General features: G+C 71.3%; 14 protein-coding genes and 1 pseudogene. 7 read left to right on the forward strand and 8 right to left on the reverse strand.

Translation table 11 applies throughout. The features are described 5' to 3' along the window. Positions 1-19 precede the first annotated feature (19 nt). The 3 genes from BMY74_RS37970 to BMY74_RS37980 are packed head-to-tail and all read right to left on the reverse strand — an operon-like array spanning position 20 to position 2,973. The gene (locus BMY74_RS37970) at positions 20-1,069 is read right to left on the reverse strand and encodes a type III polyketide synthase (protein ID WP_089925123.1); all 1,050 of its coding nucleotides are present in this window, start codon (positions 1,067-1,069) and stop codon (positions 20-22) included. Further along, positions 1,066-2,208: an acyl-CoA dehydrogenase family protein gene (locus BMY74_RS37975; RefSeq protein WP_218159886.1), complete on the reverse strand. Its 1,143-nt coding sequence runs from the start codon at positions 2,206-2,208 to the stop codon at positions 1,066-1,068. The genes BMY74_RS37970 and BMY74_RS37975 overlap by 4 nt, the downstream gene beginning before the upstream one ends. A 3-nt stretch (positions 2,209-2,211) precedes the next feature. Beyond that, the gene (locus BMY74_RS37980) at positions 2,212-2,973 is read right to left on the reverse strand and encodes a methyltransferase domain-containing protein (protein WP_089925335.1); all 762 of its coding nucleotides are present in this window, start codon (positions 2,971-2,973) and stop codon (positions 2,212-2,214) included. A 3-nt stretch (positions 2,974-2,976) separates the two neighbouring features. Here BMY74_RS37980 and BMY74_RS37985 point away from each other — a divergent pair, with 3 nt between their 5' ends. Next, positions 2,977-3,762 carry a UbiA family prenyltransferase gene (locus BMY74_RS37985; protein ID WP_245786595.1) on the forward strand — a complete coding sequence of 262 codons (786 nt, stop codon included), beginning with the start codon at positions 2,977-2,979 and terminating at the stop codon, positions 3,760-3,762. Here BMY74_RS37985 and BMY74_RS37990 read toward each other — a convergent pair. Both BMY74_RS37990 and BMY74_RS37995 read right to left on the reverse strand, forming a co-directional pair. Next, on the reverse strand, positions 3,759-4,208 hold the full coding sequence (locus tag BMY74_RS37990) for a DUF4383 domain-containing protein (RefSeq protein WP_089925126.1): 450 nt from the start codon (positions 4,206-4,208) through the stop codon (positions 3,759-3,761). The genes BMY74_RS37985 and BMY74_RS37990 overlap by 4 nt on opposite strands. 99 nt (positions 4,209-4,307) lie before the next feature. Continuing rightward, on the reverse strand, positions 4,308-4,550 hold the full coding sequence (locus BMY74_RS37995) for an acyl carrier protein (protein WP_089925130.1): 243 nt from the start codon (positions 4,548-4,550) through the stop codon (positions 4,308-4,310). Positions 4,551-4,681: 131 nt separating this feature from the next. Here BMY74_RS37995 and BMY74_RS38000 point away from each other — a divergent pair, with 131 nt between their 5' ends. The 4 genes and pseudogenes from BMY74_RS38000 to BMY74_RS38010 all read left to right on the forward strand — a co-directional run bounded on the left by BMY74_RS38000 (position 4,682) and on the right by BMY74_RS38010 (position 7,068). Further along, positions 4,682-5,092, forward strand: coding sequence for a hypothetical protein (locus BMY74_RS38000; protein WP_089925133.1), 411 nt, complete (start codon positions 4,682-4,684; stop codon positions 5,090-5,092). A 77-nt stretch (positions 5,093-5,169) separates the two neighbouring features. Then, positions 5,170-5,352 (forward strand): annotated as a pseudogene (locus tag BMY74_RS46440) (alcohol dehydrogenase catalytic domain-containing protein); the annotation flags it as partial. A 130-nt stretch (positions 5,353-5,482) separates the two neighbouring features. Next, complete coding sequence (locus tag BMY74_RS38005) at positions 5,483-6,259, forward strand: zinc-binding dehydrogenase (RefSeq protein WP_245786596.1); 777 nt, start codon at positions 5,483-5,485, stop codon at positions 6,257-6,259. Continuing rightward, positions 6,256-7,068 carry an MBL fold metallo-hydrolase gene (locus BMY74_RS38010; RefSeq protein ID WP_089925136.1) on the forward strand — a complete coding sequence of 271 codons (813 nt, stop codon included), beginning with the start codon at positions 6,256-6,258 and terminating at the stop codon, positions 7,066-7,068. Before BMY74_RS38005 ends, BMY74_RS38010 begins: the two co-directional genes overlap by 4 nt. 281 nt (positions 7,069-7,349) lie before the next feature. On the opposite strand, the gene BMY74_RS38015 is transcribed toward BMY74_RS38010, so the two are convergent. Further along, positions 7,350-8,405: a glycosyltransferase gene (locus BMY74_RS38015; RefSeq protein WP_089925138.1), complete on the reverse strand. Its 1,056-nt coding sequence runs from the start codon at positions 8,403-8,405 to the stop codon at positions 7,350-7,352. A 454-nt stretch (positions 8,406-8,859) separates the two neighbouring features. On the opposite strand from BMY74_RS38015, the gene BMY74_RS38020 reads away from it, so the two are divergent. Beyond that, the gene (locus tag BMY74_RS38020) at positions 8,860-9,096 is read left to right on the forward strand and encodes a hypothetical protein (RefSeq protein WP_089925141.1); all 237 of its coding nucleotides are present in this window, start codon (positions 8,860-8,862) and stop codon (positions 9,094-9,096) included. Between the two features lie 127 nt (positions 9,097-9,223). Next, complete coding sequence (locus BMY74_RS38025; protein WP_177230123.1) at positions 9,224-9,502, forward strand: hypothetical protein; 279 nt, start codon at positions 9,224-9,226, stop codon at positions 9,500-9,502. Between the two features lie 246 nt (positions 9,503-9,748). Here BMY74_RS38025 and BMY74_RS38030 read toward each other — a convergent pair whose 3' ends face one another. Further along, the gene (locus tag BMY74_RS38030; protein WP_245786597.1) at positions 9,749-12,031 is read right to left on the reverse strand and encodes a PP2C family protein-serine/threonine phosphatase; all 2,283 of its coding nucleotides are present in this window, start codon (positions 12,029-12,031) and stop codon (positions 9,749-9,751) included. After that, positions 12,028-16,551, reverse strand: coding sequence for a HAMP domain-containing protein (locus tag BMY74_RS38035; RefSeq protein WP_089925151.1), 4,524 nt, complete (start codon positions 16,549-16,551; stop codon positions 12,028-12,030). The genes BMY74_RS38030 and BMY74_RS38035 overlap by 4 nt, the downstream gene beginning before the upstream one ends. Positions 16,552-16,576 lie beyond the last annotated feature (25 nt).

Here is a 16,576-nt window from a genome sequence, read left to right on the forward strand (position 1 = left end):
GCGGCCGGGTACGCCTGCGTCACGCCGGCGATCCGGTGACGCGGAACAGCGTGGTGTAGAGGGTCAGGCCGGGTCCGAACGCCATCGCCACCACCGGATCACCCGGCCGCAGCGCGGTGTCGCGCAGCACCTCGTCGAGGACCATCAGGACCGTGGCCGACGAACAGTTGCCGTGCTCGCGCAGCACGTGCCGCGACGGCTCCAGGGCCTCCGCCCGCAGGCCGAGCTCGTGCTGCACGGTGTCGAGGATGCGCGGGCCGCCGGGGTGCACGGCCCACCCGCGCACCTGCGGCACGGTGAGGCCGTGCTCGCCCAGCAGGCGCTCGACGGCGTCCCGGACGTGCTTGCCCAGCACCTCGGGCACCTGCGGCGACAGCGTCATCCGGAAGCCGTGGTCGGTCACCGTCCACGTCATGTGGTCCGCTGTGGACGGATCGGTGACCGCGCCCGTGGCGACGACCTCCAGCCTGCCCGGCTCCGGCCGGACGACGAGCGCGGTGGCCGCGTCCCCGAACAGCGCGTGCGACACGATCTGGCCTGCGTCCATTGTGGACTCCTGTGCGTGCAGCGAGGTGAGCTCCAGGCACAGCAGGACGGCCGGACGGCGGTGCGCGCGGACGTGGTCGGCGACGGTGGCCAGTGCGGGAAGCGCGGCGTAGCACCCCATGTGGCCCACCTGCAGCCTTTGTGCGTCCTCGGCCAGTTCCAGGGACGCCGCCAGCTGCACGTCGAGCCCCGGCGCCGTGTACCCGGTGCAGGACACGACGGTCAGCTGGCCGACGTCCGCCGGTTCCAGGCCGGCGGAGGACAGCGCCGAAACGACGGCTTCATGGCCCAACGGCCGCGCGAAGAGGTTGTAGAACTGCATCCGCTCCCCGGTCGTGCACTCCGACAGGTCGAAGTCGAGCGGGCTGACCACGGCGTGCCGCCGCCGCACCCCGGCCGCCGCGAAGATCCGCTCGGCGGCCCTGCTCTCCTGCAACAGAGGGCGGAAGTGCTCTTCCCACAACGTCTTCTGCTCGACGACCGGGGGCAGGGCGGTGCCGATCGCGGCGATGTGCGCGGTCACCAGCGGGCCTGCCCGTCGGGGTCCTCGCCCAGCGCGGCGGCGCCGAGCCAGTCCGCGCACACGTCGGACGTGGCGGGCTGCAGCGCGCCGCACCGCGCGTCGCGGTAGAGCCGTTCCAGCGGATGACCCCGCCGGGTGGCCGAGGCCCCCGCCGCCTCCAGCACGGAGAACGCGACCTGCGCGGCCGTGTCCCCGGCGATCAGCTTGGCCCGCCACACCCAGCGGTTCGTCTCGGGGCTGCCGGGGTCGCCGGTCACGCGCCGGGCGGCCTCGCGGACCACGAGCTCGGCCGCGGCCACCTGCACGTCGGCGCGGCCGAGGCGAGCGCGGACCATCGGGAGGGTGTGCAGCCCGCGCTCGGTCAGGTGCCGCACGCCGTGGTGCAGCACGGAGCGGGCGACACCGACGTAGACGGCGGCGTAGGAGGCGACCAGCCACTGGGGCATCACCTGCGCCAGCAGCAGCGCGGCACCCTCGATGCCGCCCACGAGCGCGTCCTCGCCCACCTCGACGTCGAGGTGCAGGTCGTGGCTCCCGGTCGCGCGCATGCCGAGCGAGTCCCAGGTCTGCTGGACGTCCACGCCCGGACCGGCCGGGACGAGGAAGTACGAGATCTTCGGCTCCTCCGACCCGCTGTCCCGCGCGGCGACGAGGTACGCGTCCGCGTGCCCGGCGCCGGAGACGAACGTCTTGGAGCCGGTGACGCGGAAGCCGGAACCCGTGCGCTCGTAGGCGGTCCGCACTTGGGACAGCCGGGACCCGGCACCTCGTTCGCTCATCGCCACGGCGTAGAGGGCGCCTTCCGCCGCGGCCTTCAGCACGCGGTCGCGGAAGGCGAAGAAGCTCTCGGCGCCGCCGAACTGCCGCACCAGCTCGTCCGGGGTCTGGGCGAGGGCCCCGGTGACGGACGCGTGCATGTTGAAGATCAACGCGGTCGCCCCCGCGCCACTGCCGAGCTCGATCGCCACGTCGGTGTACTCGGCGAACGACGCACCGGACCCGCCCAGGTGCCGCGGCGTCATCAGGCCGAGCAGTCCGGCCTCGCGCAGGTCGTCGAAGTCCTCCTGCGGGAAGTCACCGGAGGCGTCGTACCGCGCAGCCCGGCTGGACAGGCGTTCGGCGAGGGGGTGGAGGTCCAAGGCTCATCCCTTCTTGCGGCCCGCGCCCTGGAAGAGCACGGCCGTGGTCGTGGTCGGGACCATGCGGACGGGGGTTCCGCGGCGCACCGGCCACGTGAGCAGGTCGAGCAGTGCCGGGCGGATACCCCGCAGCCGCAGGCGCACACCGCGCCGGGCGCATTCGCCGACCAGGAGCGCGCGGTCGACGAGCAAGGCGGGGTCGTGCACGCCGCGCGGTGCCAGACCGGCGCGTTCCGCCAGGCCGATCGCCACCAGGCGGCACAGGGCGGTGTCGGCCAGCGAGTCCAGCACCAGCAGGCCGCCCGGCCGCAGCAGACGGCAGGCTTCGGCGACCGCGCCCGCGAGGTCGTGGACGTGCTCGAAGATCTCGCCGGCGACGACGACGTCCGCGCACCCGCTGGGCAGCGGCACGGCGAGCACGTCGGCGCAGATCGGTTCGACGCCGTGCGCCCGTGCCTGCCGCAGAGCGGACTCCGAGCGGTCGACGCCGAGGTGCCGGTAGCCGGTGACGTGCGGTGCGAGCAGGCCCGCCCCGCAGCCCAGGTCGACCAGGACGGCTCCCGGCCGTGCCTCGGGGACCAGCCGGGCGCGGGCGGCGGCGAGCCAGTGCAGCACGGCGAACGCTCCGCGCGGCTGCCACCACTGGCCGGCGAGCCTCTCGTACAGTTCGGGGTCGTTGGGCTCAAGATCGTTCTGCGTGATCCGCCGCGACTGGCAGACTGGAATCCCATGGGCCGCACCGAAGCTCTCGCCCGTTCCTGTCATCCGTTGCCTGCTCTCGCGGTCACCGCGGTCGCCACGGCTCTCGCCATGACCACCGGCAGGTCGCCGGGCGGTCTGGTGGCCGTCGCCGCCGCGGTGCTGGCGGGTCAGCTGTCCGTGGGATGGCTCAACGACCTGCTGGACGCGGACAGGGACGCGCGCGTCGGCCGTCGTGACAAGCCGGTCGCGTCCGGTGCCGTGTCCAGGCGACTGGTTCTCGTCGTCACGATCGTCGCGGCTGTCGCAGCGGTCCTGCTGTCGCTGCTGTCCGGTGTGGACGCCACGCTCGTGCACGTCGTGATGCTGCTTTCCGCGTGGGCCTATGACTTCGGTGTGAAGGCGACGGTGTTCTCCGTCGTGCCGTACGCGGTCTCGTTCGGGTTGTTGCCCGCGTTCGTCACGCTCGGCGGTCCGGGCGGTCACTGGGCACCGGCCTGGCTCGTCGTGGCCGCGGCCGTGCTCGGCAGTGCCGCGCACTTCGCCAACGTCCTGCCGGACCTGGAGGACGACGCCGCCACCGGGGTGCGCGGACTGCCGCACCGCCTCGGCGGGGCCGCCAGCGCGGGCGTGGCATCCGCGCTGGCGGTGATCACCGGACTGGTCCTGGCCTTCGGCCCGCCGGGTCCCGTCACGACGGCGGGACTGGTGGCGGTGCCGTTGTCGGTCGTGGTCCTCGTGATCGGCAGGATCCGCGGCCGCGAGGCCGGATCACGGGCGAACTTCAACGCGTTGCTCGTCGTGGCACTCGTCGACGTCGCCCTGCTGATCATCACCGGGGGAGCTGCGCTCTAGACGTGCCGGTTGCGGTTGCGCGCGCCGCGTCCGAGCGCGAACCCGAGTCCGGCCATGCCGACCGCGAGCAGCAGGTGCAGCCAGTTGTCCGCGGTGTTGAGCGGCACGAAGTTCGCGTCGCTGTCGTGGTCGATCACCAGGCCGTACAGCCACAGCAGCAGGTAGACGATGCCACCGCCGACCAGGTACCGGTACGCGCCCTGCGCCGTGCGGGACATGAGGAACCCGACGACGCCGAACGCCAGGTGCACGATGTTGTGCAGGATCGACACCATGAAGATGCCCAGCAACATCGCCTGCGACTCGTGGCCTGCGAACATCAGGGTGTCGTAGTTCGTCGTGAGGCCGGGGATGAAGCCGGCGACGCCGACGAGGACGAACACGATGCTGACCGCCAGTGCCGCCTTCTGCACGGGTGTCCGCACCGCGTGATCGGTCCGGGACATGAGAACTCCAGGTGGGGAGCAGGGTCTCGCTTCGGTCGTGCCCGGCTACCCGAGCCGTTGCCGGACAAACGGGCGCCGCGGCACGACGTCGGCGAGCGGTCAGCTGACGGCGGGTCCGGAATCACCCGAGCCCGAGAGGTCCTTCAGGTACTCGTGGCACTGCTTGGCCCTCGCCGAGTCCTCCTCCATGACGCGGCGGAAGAAGTCGGCGATGTCCTGACGGCCGGCGTTGTCGGCGTCGCGGACGTACTGGCCGTAGTCGTGGCCCGCCTTGAGCGCGTGGTACTGCACGGAGATCAGGTCGTAGCTGACGTCGTCGAAGCCGGTTTCACCCGTGGCCATCGCTTACCTCCCTGGTGTGTCGGTAGTGGGGTCATACCCGTGCGAATCTGGTCCAACCGATCTCGTGGCATCCGGTTTTCCCGCTCGGGCAGGGGTATCCACGGCCCTCGTGCGCCTAGAGAGGGCGGATCATGAACACAGCAGGCAAGGCTTTGCTGGCAGCGGGTGCGGCGACCGCCGCGGTGGTGGCCAGGCGGCGGCGACGCGCGGGAGCAGGCCGATCGGGCGGGCAGTGGCTCGTCGTGACGGTGAACCGCGCACCGCAGGAGGTGCAGGCCGCGCTGCCGCAGGAGCTGGCGCGGTTGCGGGAAGAGGTCGAACTCCAGATCACCCCCGCCTCGGGGGACAAGGGCACCGAACTGAGGGCCAAGCCCGCCGCCGGGGCGTCGGCGCACGACGTCCGGGTGGCGTTGCGCCGGGCCAAGTCGGTGCTGGAAGCCGGCGAGGTGGTGCGGGCCGACACCGCGCCCACCCATCCCGGACCGATGGGCAAGGCGCTGCAGCTCGTGACGAGCCGTGCGGCAGGAGGAGGCAGGCTGTGAAGGCTCTGTGCTGGGAGGGGATCAACGACGTCCGCGTGCAGGACGTCCCCGACCCGAAGCTGTTGAACGACCAGGACATGATCCTCAAGGTCGGCCTCACCACCGTGTGCGGCTCGGACCTGCACCTGCTCACCGGCTACATCCCGTTCATGCAGGCGGGCGACGTGATCGGCCACGAGTTCATGGGCGAGGTCGTCGAGGTCGGGCCGGGCGTGACCAAGCACCGGCCGGGCGACCGCGTGGTCGTGTGCTCGTTCATCGCCTGCGGCAACTGCTGGTACTGCCGCAACGAGCTTTACTCGTTGTGCGACAACACGAACACCAACCCGGCGATCACCCAGCACCTGTGGGGGGGCCGACCCCGGCGGGATCTTCGGCTACTCGCACGCCATGGGCGGGTTCCGCGGCAGCCACGCCGAGTACGTGCGCGTGCCGTTCGCCGACCACACCGCGATCCCGATCCCCGAGGGCGTGGGCGACATGAGCGCCCTGTTCACGTCCGACTCGGCGGCGACCGGGTGGATGGGCGCGGACCTCGGCGGTGTCCAGCGAGGTGACGTCGTCGCCGTGTGGGGCGCCGGTGCCGTGGGCCAGATGGCGGCGCGGGCGGCCCAGTTGCTCGGCGCGGAACGCGTGCTGGTCATCGACCGCTTCGACTACCGCCTGCGGCAGGCGGAGTCCGTGTTCGGCGTCGAGACGATCAACTACGAGCAGACGTCCGTTGGCGACGCGCTGCTGGAGGCCACCGGTGGGCGCGGTCCGGACGTGTGCATCGAGGCGGTCGGCTGCGAGGCGCACTCCACGGGCCCGCAGTACGTGTACGACCAGGTGAAGAGCAAGCTGAAGCTCGAGATGGACCGCCCCATCGCGGTGCGCGAGGCGATCTACAACTGCCGCAAGGGCGGTTCGGTGTTCGTGCTGGGCGTCTTCACCGGCATGGTCGACAAGTTCCCGCTGGGCGCCCTGATGAACAAGGGCCTGACCGTACGCGGCGCGCAGCAGCACGGGCAGCGCTACATCCCGATGCTGCTGGACCGCATCGCGTCCGGCGAACTCGTCACGAGCCACCTGGCGACGCACGTCATGCCGCTGGCCGAAGGTGCGCGCGGCTACGAGCTGTTCAAGAAGAAGGAGGACGACTGCGTCCGGTCGGTGTTCCGCCCATGACGGTGGGCGATCCGCAGCCGGGTGGGGAGGGCGTGCACGGCTCCCTGTACTTCGTGGGCAACGCCACCACCGTGTTGCGACTGGGCCCGTTCACGCTCCTGACGGATCCCAACTTCCTCCACAGAGGACAGTGGACGCACATCGGTCAGGGCATCGTGTCGCGCCGGCTCGTCGATCCCGCCATCGGAATAGCCGACCTGCCGGACCTCGACGGCGTCGTGCTCTCGCACCTGCACGGCGACCACTTCGACCGGGTGGCGAGCAGGGAACTCGGCCGCGACCTGCCCGTCTTCACCACCCCGCACGCGGCGAAACGCCTGTCCCGGCGCGGTTTCCGCGAGACCGCGCCGCTGCGCACGTGGGAGACCACCACGCTGTCGCGGGGAACGGCGACGCTCACCATCACGTCACTGCCGGGCAGGCACGCGCTCGGGCTGGTGGGCCACCTGCTGCCGCCCGTGATGGGCACCATGCTGGAGTACCGGGCGGGCGGGCGCCCGTTCCGCATCTACCTGAGCGGCGACACCCTGGTGCACCCGTCGTTGAGCGAGATCCGCACCCGCTTCGGGGACATCGACCTCGCGGTCGTGCACCTCGGCGGCACCAAGGTACTGGGACTGCTGCTCACGATGGACGGCGTGCAAGGAGCCGACCTGGTGGAGCTGCTCGCGCCGCGCACCACCGTGCCCGTGCACTACGAGGAGTACACCGTCATGAAGTCGCCGTTGTCGGACTTCACCGCGGAGGCGGCGCGGCGGCAGGAGAGGGGCGTGCGGGTCGTGAGGCGCGGCGAGACGCTGCCGATCTAGTGGCGAGGCCTGGGGCGGCGCGATTCGCGCTCAGGACCACGAGGGGTCCTGCTGAGCGCGGATCGCGCCGCCGACGCCGGGCTGCCGAGGCTGGGCCGCGACGCCCGCACGCCGACGCCCGCATTGCCGACGCTGGGCTGTCGAGGCCGCACCGGCAACGCCGCACCGCCAACACCGGCCGCCGATCCCGCACCGGCACCACCGGCCGTCGATCCCGCACCGGCAACACCGGCTGTCGAGGTCGCAGCGGCAACACCGGTCGCCGACCCCGCACCACCGGCCTACCGGGAGCGGTCGCCGTGCGCGGCGAGGCCAAGATGGTCGTACGCGGCCAGCGTCTCCTGTGCGAGCCGGCGTCGTGAGTACCGGCTGAGAACGCGGTCGCGCGCCGCGATGCCGAACTGTTCCCTCAGCGTCTCGTCGGCGAGCAACGTCTTGAGCGACCGCGCCAGCCGTCCGCTGTCCCGCGGCGGCACCAGCAGGCCCGTCACGTCCGGCAGGACGATGTCGCTGAGCGCGCCCACCGCCGTGGCCACCACGGGAACGCCGCAAGCCATCGCCTCGAGTGCCGTGCTGCCGAACGTGTCGGTGGCGGGGGCGCACAACGCCACGTCCGCCGACCTCAGCACACCCGGCCGCACCCGGCGGGGGAGGGGGCTGACGTCCACCAGCTCGACGTGGTCCAGTGTGGACAGAGCCGCGTCGATCGCCGTGCGGTTGCAGGGATCGAGGTTCCCGGTGACGACGCGCATCCGGCCGTCGTGGATCTCGGCCGGGCCCTCCGGGGTGAACAGGGACGCGTCCACGCCGCTCGGGACGACGGACACCCTGGCGCGGCGCACGCCGAGCTGCCAGAGGTGCGCGGCCTCCGCCGTGCTCGTCGCCGTGATCCACGCGGCCCGGCGGGCGAGGAGGGTCTCGGCGTCGGAGCGCTGCCGCTCCGGGGACTCCCCGAACCCGTGGTACGAGTGCACCACGGGGATCTGGCGGTGGTGCGCGCCGATCAACGAGGCGAGACCGGACGTCCAGTGGTGCGAGTGCACGACGTCCGGCGGGAGCACCCGCCAGCGCTCGGCGAGGAACGCGGCGAAGTCGCCCAGGTGTGCGGTGAACTCGTCCTCGGTGATGACGCGGGCGGGCCCGGCGGGCACGTGCACGACGTCGTGGCCCTCGTCGGCGCGCACCACGTCGGGGGACGTGGAATCGTCGCGCCGGGTGTAGGCGACCACGTCGTGGCCCGACGCGCTCAATCCCGCGCAGAGTTCGGTGACGTGCGCGCCCTGTGCCGTGCATTCCGCCAGCGGACTCGCCTGCGCGGACACCATCGCGATTCGCATTCGACCGGTCACATCCTCGGTGTGATTTCGAGCTGCCGGCTCAACTCGACCAGTTCCGGTGATCTCGGTTCGTGACCGTATTGGTTTCCGGTGCTGCCGACAAACGGAGGTGTGCCTTTGTCGGACGTGCTCGGTGGGCCGGTGCGTACTGGCGTGGCCCGAGCGTGCCTGGTGGGGCGGTGCAGGGCCTGGTAGCGGCGCTGGGGCCCGATTGTTCACCCCATGGAAAGGTGTCGCTGCGAATGTGTTGGATTTCGGCAGCTCATCTTGCCGGTGGCGCTCAAACCTCCAAAACAATGCATCACTCGAAGGTGTGGTTTGGAGGCTTTCCGAACGCTGCGGGGCGGCCACTGATTTTGCTTCGGTCGCATCGTTTGGATACGGTCCTGGCGGACTTGCGGACGGCATTCGCCGCCGCTGTCAGTTCCCGAAAGATTTGATTGAGGAGATTTCTGTGCTGAAGAAGGCAGGGGCGGCCGTCGCTATCGCGGGCGCTTTCCTCGGTATGGGTTCCGCCGCGCTGGCCGACACCCCCGAGCTGGACATCACGGGTCAGTCCGGTGTCGCGCACCTGAACGACTCCGAGGTGCTGAGCGACATCAACGCCTGCTTCATCGACGTCAACGTCATCGCGGTGCCGGCGCTGTCGGGCAACGACAGCGGCCTGTGCGCCAACCCCGACGACAAGTGACGTGAGACGGCGCCCTGCCCCGACGGCGCGCCGAACGGAGGCGGAGCGTGTGACCAGGGATGCCTGCTCCGCCTCCCGTCGCAACACCCGCAGTTCGACCCAGCCGGTTCTCGAGGAAGAAGACGTGATGCTGAAGAAGGCTTGTGCCGTGGCCGCTGTGGGCGCGGGTTTCCTGATGATGGGCACGCCCGCGTTCGCGACGCAGGACGAGCCCGTGGACATCGCTCCGCGGTACGACCACACCCACCAGGTGGGCCTGGTCAACCTGGACGAGTCCGAGGTCCTCAGCGACCTCAACGTCTGCCACGTCGACGTGAACGTCATCGCGGTGCCGCTGTTCTCCAACAACGACAGCGGCACGTGCGCCAACCCGGACCTCGACGTCCACGGCGACTCGGACCGCTGATCCGCGCACACCACGCAAGGCCGGCGACGCACCGGTTCCTACCGGTTGATCACTTCGGGGCCGGTACGGCCCGGGGCGGCGGCCGCGTGGTGTGGTGGTGACCAGGCGCGCCCGTGCAGTCGGGATCGTCGTCGGTCTGAAGAGGCGTCGATCGCGACGGGCGTGTGCCAACGGTGAAGCGCCCGGCTGAACCTTCCAGCCGGGCGCTTCACGGCGTTGCGGGCCGGGCCGGAACCCGGGCTCTCGTCACGGCAGCTGCACACCGACGACACACGTGTCGTCATCGGTGTTGGAGTCGCTGTGCACCAGCAGGTGGTCCAGCAGCTCGTCGAGGTTCGCCCGCGGTTCCTGCGCGGCGGCGCACAGCCGGTCGAGGCAGTCGTCCAGCGGCAGGTCCCTGCGCTCCACCAGGCCATCGGTGTAGAGCACCAGCGTGTCCCCGGACTCCAGGACGACCTCTCCCTCCACATAGGACGCTTCAGCGAACGCGCCGAGCATCATGCCGGGCAGCATCGGCAGCAGTTCGCCGCGCCCGCCCCGGACGAGCACCGGTGGCAGGTGGCCCGCACGGGCCCACCGCAGCACGCGGGTGTTCGGGTCGTACACGCCGCAGATCGCCGTGGCGAAGATGTGGTCGGCGAGGTGGTGGGCCACGAGGTTGAGCCACGTGAGCAGCTGGGCCGGGCCCGCGCCGGTGGCGGCGAGACCGCGCAACGCGTTGCGCAGCACGACCATGCCGGTCGCGCCCTTGATGCCGTGGCCCGTGATGTCGCCGACGGAGACCAGGATCTGCTTCGACGGCAGCACGACGGCGTCGTACCAGTCGCCGCCGACCAGCTCCTCCTGCGCGGCCGGCTGGTAGCGCACGGCGACGCGCAGTCCGAACGCCTCCAGGGTGGGGTGGGTCGGAGGCATGATCACCTGCTGGAGCTGCAACGTCAGCTTGTTGCGCTCGGCCGCCTCCTGGGCCGTGATCGCGAGCTGGTCCTGGGTCGCGGACAGCGCGACCTCGGTCCAGTGCTGGGCCGAGATGTCCTGGTAGGCACCGCGGACGGCGAGCAGCGTCCCCAGCGGGTCGAGCACGGGTTCCGCGATCACGCGGACGTGCCGGGTCACGCCGTCCGGCCGCTGCAGGCGGAACGCCGCCGAGGCGTGCCGGTGGTCGCGCAGGACGGTCTGCACGAACCCGTTGAGCGCGGGCACGTCGTCCGGGTGGGCGTGGTCCGCGATCTCCTCCAGCGGGATGGGGCCCGCGCCGCGGTCCCGGCCGTGGAGCGCGTACAGCTGGCTGTTCCAGACGATCGTGCCGCTGTGCCGTTCCTCCTCGAAACCGCCGACGCGGCCGAGGCGCTGGGCGTGCTGCAGCAGGTTCGCGAGGCGGGTCGTCTCGTCCTGCACCCGCCACACCACGAGGACCAGTGCGCCGTGCCGGGTGATGCTCACCCCGGCCGTCACCGTGAGCGGGACCTCGTCGATGAGCGCCGCGAGGTTCATCTGCTCGGCCCGGAACGCCTCACCGGTGCCGAGCACGCGCTCGATCTTGTCGAACAGGTCGCCCTCGGCGGCGGCCAGGGGATAGGCCTCCAGCAGGGTCTTGCCGGCCACGGCGGTGCGCGGCCTGCCCGCGAGGTCGACGAACGCGCTGTTGACGTGGTGCACCCGGAAGTCCGTGATCGTGCCGTCGGGCGAGACCTCCGGGCCCAGCACCAACGCCGGGTCGAGCAGGCCGTCCGCGAGGTCCGTCAGCTCGGACGGGGCGGGCGCGGCGGGGCCGGCGGGTGCCGTGATGTCGAGCGTGGCCGCGCACAGCTCCGCCAGCGCCTCCACCTGCTTCAGCACGCTGAGCGGTTGCGGCGGCAGTGGCGAGGGCCAGCAGATCTCCAGGACACCCGTGATCCGGCCGCCGGTTCCGGCAGGGACGGTGGCGCGGCCGCGCAGGGTGGACCCGATCGACGGCAGACCGGACTCGCCGAGGTCGGGGATCCACACCGCCTCGCGTTCGACGAGCGCGCGCCGCGCCGGGGTGGGCACGCCCGGAGGGACGTAGCGCCACCGGTTCGCCTCGCCCGCCGCGAACCCGGCGTGCCCGGCCAGGGTGAGCGAGGAGTCGGCGCCCGCCAGCCAGATCGCCACGGCGCTCGCGCCCAGCGGGGCGAGCGCGTGGGCGAAGAGCGACTCGGCCACGGACTGCGTGTCGCCGGCGTGCAGGGCGCCGCTTTCCGCCGTGCGCAACCGGATCGCGGTGGCGGTGTCCGTTCCCGCCGCGGGGACGGCGGTGAGTTCGTCGCCGGACACCTCGTTGATGATGTCGACGGCGAGCGTGAGCTGCGTGGTGCCCGCGCGTTCGGCGAGCAGGGCGAGCTGTGCCGCGGCCTGCGCGGGACCGCAGCGCAGCCGTTCGACGAGCACACCCTTCGCGAGTTCCACCAGCGCGCGGCCGTCCGCCTCGGCCCGCGCCTCGTCGATCTCCCTGCGCAGGCGGGCGACGGTGCCCGCGAGCCGCCCGACGCCCACCTCGTCCGCGGTCACCGGGACCGCATCCACCGGTGGATGCACGAGACCAGGTCGTCGGCGTCGACGGGTTTGGTGACGTAGTCGTTCGCTCCCGCGGCGATGCTCTTGTCGCGGTCGCCGGGCATCGCCTTCGCGGTCACCGCGATGATCGGCAGCTCCGCGTGGTCCGGCATGGCGCGGATGGCGGCGGTGGCGGCGTACCCGTCCATCTCCGGCATCATCACGTCCATCAGGATCAGGTCGATCTCCGGGTGCGCGGTCAGGGCCTCGATGCCCTCCCTGCCGTTCTCGGCGTGCAGCACGCGGATGTCGTGCAGTTCCAGAATGCTGCTGAGCGCGAACAGGTTGCGGGCGTCGTCGTCGACGATCAGCACCGTCCGCCCGGCCAGGGCGCCGTTGCCCTGCTGGCGGGCCGGTGGCCGCGGCTGCTCCGGCCGCACGAGCGGCAGCACGTCCTCGGGACCGTCTGCGTCGAGGTGCAACGCGATCCGCTCGCGCAGTTCGTCCAAACTGGACAGCAGTTCGAGCGGCCGCGTGCCGCTGCGCGCCTGCAGCTCCTTCTCGTACGAGGGCGACAACCTCCGGTTGTTGTGCGCCAGCACGGGAATCGTGCGGGTCGCCGGATCGCCGTCGAGCGCCTCCAGGAACGCGAGCGCGGCGCCGTCCGGCATGTCCAGCTCCAGCACGACGCAGTGGCACGGATCGGTCGCGAGCGCCGCCGCGGCCTCCTCCCTGCCGACCGCGGTGACCACCTCGACCGGACCGCGCGGGTCGTTGCTCGCGGACAGGTCGGTCACGGCGCTCTGCGCGACGAGCGACAGCAGGCCCTGCGGCCGCTCCTCCACGACGAGGAGCCTCCGCCGGTGGACGGGCGCCGGTGCGGGCTCCTCCGCGGGCGCGGAGGGCGGCTCCTCCGCGGTCGTCTCCCGCGGCTGCTCGGTGAAGTCCTTGCTGTGCACGGGGAGGTAGAGCGTGAACGTGCTGCCCTTGCCCAGCGCGCTCTCCGCGGTGATCGAGCCGCCGAGGAGGTAGGCGATCTCGCGGCTGATCGACAGGCCGAGACCCGTGCCGCCGTACTTGCGGCTCGTCGTGCCGTCGGCCTGCTGGAACGCGCCGAAGATCGAGTCGAGCTGGTGCTCGGCGATGCCGATGCCGGTGTCGCTGACCCGGAACGCGATCGCGGGCCCGTGCACCCGGACCGCGAGCGGCAGCTCCTCGGGGTCGGCGAGCCCGATGCGCAGCTCCACCCCGCCGGTCTCGGTGAACTTCACGGCGTTGGAGAGCAGGTTGCGCAGCACCTGCTGCAGGCGCGTGTCGTCGGTGACCAGCTCGGGCGGTGTGCCCGGCGAGGTGGTCAGCTGGAAGCCCAGCCCCTTCTGGGAGGTGAGCGGCCGGAACGTCATCTCGACGTAGTCCAGCAGCTGCCGCAGGGGCACGCGTTCGGGCGTGACGTCCATCTTGCCCGCCTCGATCTTCGACAGGTCGAGGATGTCGTTGATCAGGCCCAGCAGGTCCGAGCCCGCGGAGTGGATGATGCCCGCGTACTCGACCTGCTTCGGCGTGAGGTTGCGGCTCGGGTTCTGCGCCAGCAGCTGGGCGAGGATCAGCAGGCTGTTGAGCGGGGTGCGCAGCTCGTGGCTCATGTTGGCCAGGAACTCCGACTTGTACTTCGACGCGAGCGAGAGCTCCCGCGCACGGGTCTCGAGCTCCTGGCGCGCCTGCTCGATCTCGAGGTTCTTGGCCTCGATGTCGCGGTTCTGCGTGGCCAGCAGCGCGGCCTTCTCCTCCAGCTCGGCGTTGGAGCGCTGGAGTTCCTCCTGGCGCACCTGCAGTTCGCCGGACCGCGACTGCAGCTCGCCCGCCAGGCGCTGCGACTCGACGAGCAGCTCGTCGGTGCGGGCGTTGGCGATGATGGTGTTGACGTTGACGCCGACGGTCTCCATCAGCTGTTCGAGGAAGTCGCGGTGGATGTCGGTGAAGCGGTGCACCGACGCCAGCTCGATGACGCCGAGGACCTGGTCCTCCACCACGATCGGCAGCACGACGAGGTTCACCGGCGCGGTGCGGCCGAGCCCGGAGGTGATGGCGACGTAGTCGGCGGGCATCTCGTCGACGGCGATGGTGCGGCGGCTGCGCGCGGCCTGGCCGACCAGCGACTGCCCGAACTGGAACCGGGTCGGCCGCGAGTCGTCGTCGGGGTGGCCGTAGGAGCTGATCAGGCGCAGCTCCTGGCGGTCGTCCGCGTCGTCGGCCAGGTAGAACGCGCCGAACTGGGCGGAGACCAGCGGCGTCAGCTCGTCCATGATCAGCTCGGCGACCACGGCGAGGTCGCGGCGGCCCTGCATCAGGCCGGAGATGCGCGCCAGGTTCGACTTCAGCCAGTCCTGGTCCTGGTTGGCCTTGGTGGAGTCGCGCAGCGACCCGACCATCGAGTTGATGTTGTCCTTGAGCTCCGCGACCTCACCGGAGGCCTCGACCGTGATCGACCGGGTCAGGTCGCCCTCGGCCACCGCGCTCGTCACCTCGGCGATCGCCCGCACCTGCCGGGTCAGGTTGCCGGCGAGCTCGTTCACGTTCTCGGTGAGCCGCTTCCACGTGCCCGAGACGCCCTCGACCTCGGCCTGGCCGCCCAGCCGGCCCTCGCTGCCGACCTCCCGCGCCACGCGCGTCACCTCGGCGGCGAACGAGGAGAGCTGGTCGACCATCGTGTTGATCGTGGTCTTGAGTTCGAGGATCTCGCCGCGGGCGTCGACGTCGATCTTCTTCGTCAGGTCGCCCTGCGCGACCGCGGTGGTCACCTGGGCGATGTTGCGCACCTGGTTCGTCAGGTTGTTCGCCATGAAGTTGACGTTGTCGGTCAGGTCCTTCCACGTGCCCGCCACGTTCGGCACGCGCGCCTGGCCGCCGAGCATGCCCTCGGTGCCCACCTCGCGGGCCACGCGCGTGACCTCGTCGGCGAACGCGGACAGCGTGTCGACCATCGTGTTGATGACGCCCGCCAGCGCGGCGACCTCGCCCTTGGCCTCGACGGTGATCTTCTGGCTGAGGTCGCCGCGCGCGACCGCGGTGGCGACCTGGGCGATGGACCGCACCTGGTTGGTCAGGTTGGACGCCATGACGTTCACGTTGTCCGTCAGGTGCTTCCACGTGCCGGAGACGCCCCGCACCGTCGCCTGGCCGCCCAGGTTGCCCTCGGTGCCGACCTCGCGGGACACGCGGGTGACCTCGTCGGCGAAACCGGAGAGCTGGTCGACCATCGTGTTGATGGTCTCCTTCAGCTCCAGGATCTCGCCGCGCGCGTCGACGCGGATCTTCTGGCTCAGGTCGCCGCGCGCGACGGCCGTGGTCACCTGGGCGATGGACCGCACCTGCGCGGTGAGGTTGTCCGCCATGACGTTGACGGACTCCGTGAGGTCCTTCCACGTGCCGGAGACGCCCTTCACGTCCGCCTGACCGCCGAGGCGGCCGTCCGTGCCGACCTCCCTCGACACGCGGGTGACCTCGTCGGCGAACGAGCTGAGCTGGTCGACCATCGTGTTGATCGTGTTCTTCAGCTCCAGGATCTCGCCCCGCGCGGTGACGGTGATCTTCTGGCTGAGGTCGCCCCTGGCGACCGCGGTGGCGACCTGGGCGATGGACCGCACCTGCGCGGTCAGGTTGCCCGCCATGAAGTTCACCGAGTCGGTGAGGTCGCGCCACGTGCCGGAGACGCCCTTCACGTCGGCCTGGCCGCCCAGCGCGCCCTCGGTGCCGACCTCGCGGGAGACGCGGGTGACCTCGTCGGCGAACGACGACAGCTGGTCGACCATCGTGTTGATGGTGTTGGCCAGTTCGAGGATCTCGCCCCTGGCGGTGACGGTGATCTTCTGACTGAGGTCGCCCCTGGCGACCGCGGTGGTCACCTGGGCGATGTTGCGGACCTGGTCGGTCAGGTTGCCCGCCATGAAGTTCACGGAGTTCGTGAGGTCGAGCCACACCCCGCCGACACCGGGCACCTCGGCCTGGCCGCCGAGCCTGCCCTCGCTGCCGACCTCGCGGGCCACGCGGGTGACCTCGTCGGCGAACGACGACAGCTGGTCGACCATCGTGTTCACGGTGTTCTTGAGCTCGAGGATCTCGCCGCGCGCGTCGACGTCGATCTTCTGGCTCAGGTCGCCGCGCGCGACGGCGGTGGCGACCTGGGCGATGTCGCGGACCTGGCTCGTCAGGTTGCCCGCCATGGCGTTCACCGAGTCGGTGAGGTCCTTCCAGGTGCCGGACACCCCGGGCACCTCGGCCTGGCCGCCGAGGCGGCCGTCCGTGCCGACCTCCCGCGCGACGCGGGTGACCTCGGAGGTGAACAGCGACAGCTGGTCCACCATGCCGTTGAAGACCGTCGCGATCTCGCCGAGCAGCCCGTCGGAGTCGTCGGGCAGGCGGATGCCGAAGTCGCCGTCGCGCACGGCGGTGAGCCCGGCGAGCAACTGCCGCAACTCGGGCAGGTCGACTGCTCTTCGCGCGTCCCGACCGTCAGCAGGCGCGCTCGTGCCACTCATCCCAGGTCCTCCACTGCACGACTCG

Origin of the sequence: Lentzea albida (assembly GCF_900111005.1) — a bacterium.
In the GTDB taxonomy this organism is placed as follows: Bacteria; Actinomycetota; Actinomycetes; order Mycobacteriales; family Pseudonocardiaceae; genus Lentzea; species Lentzea albida.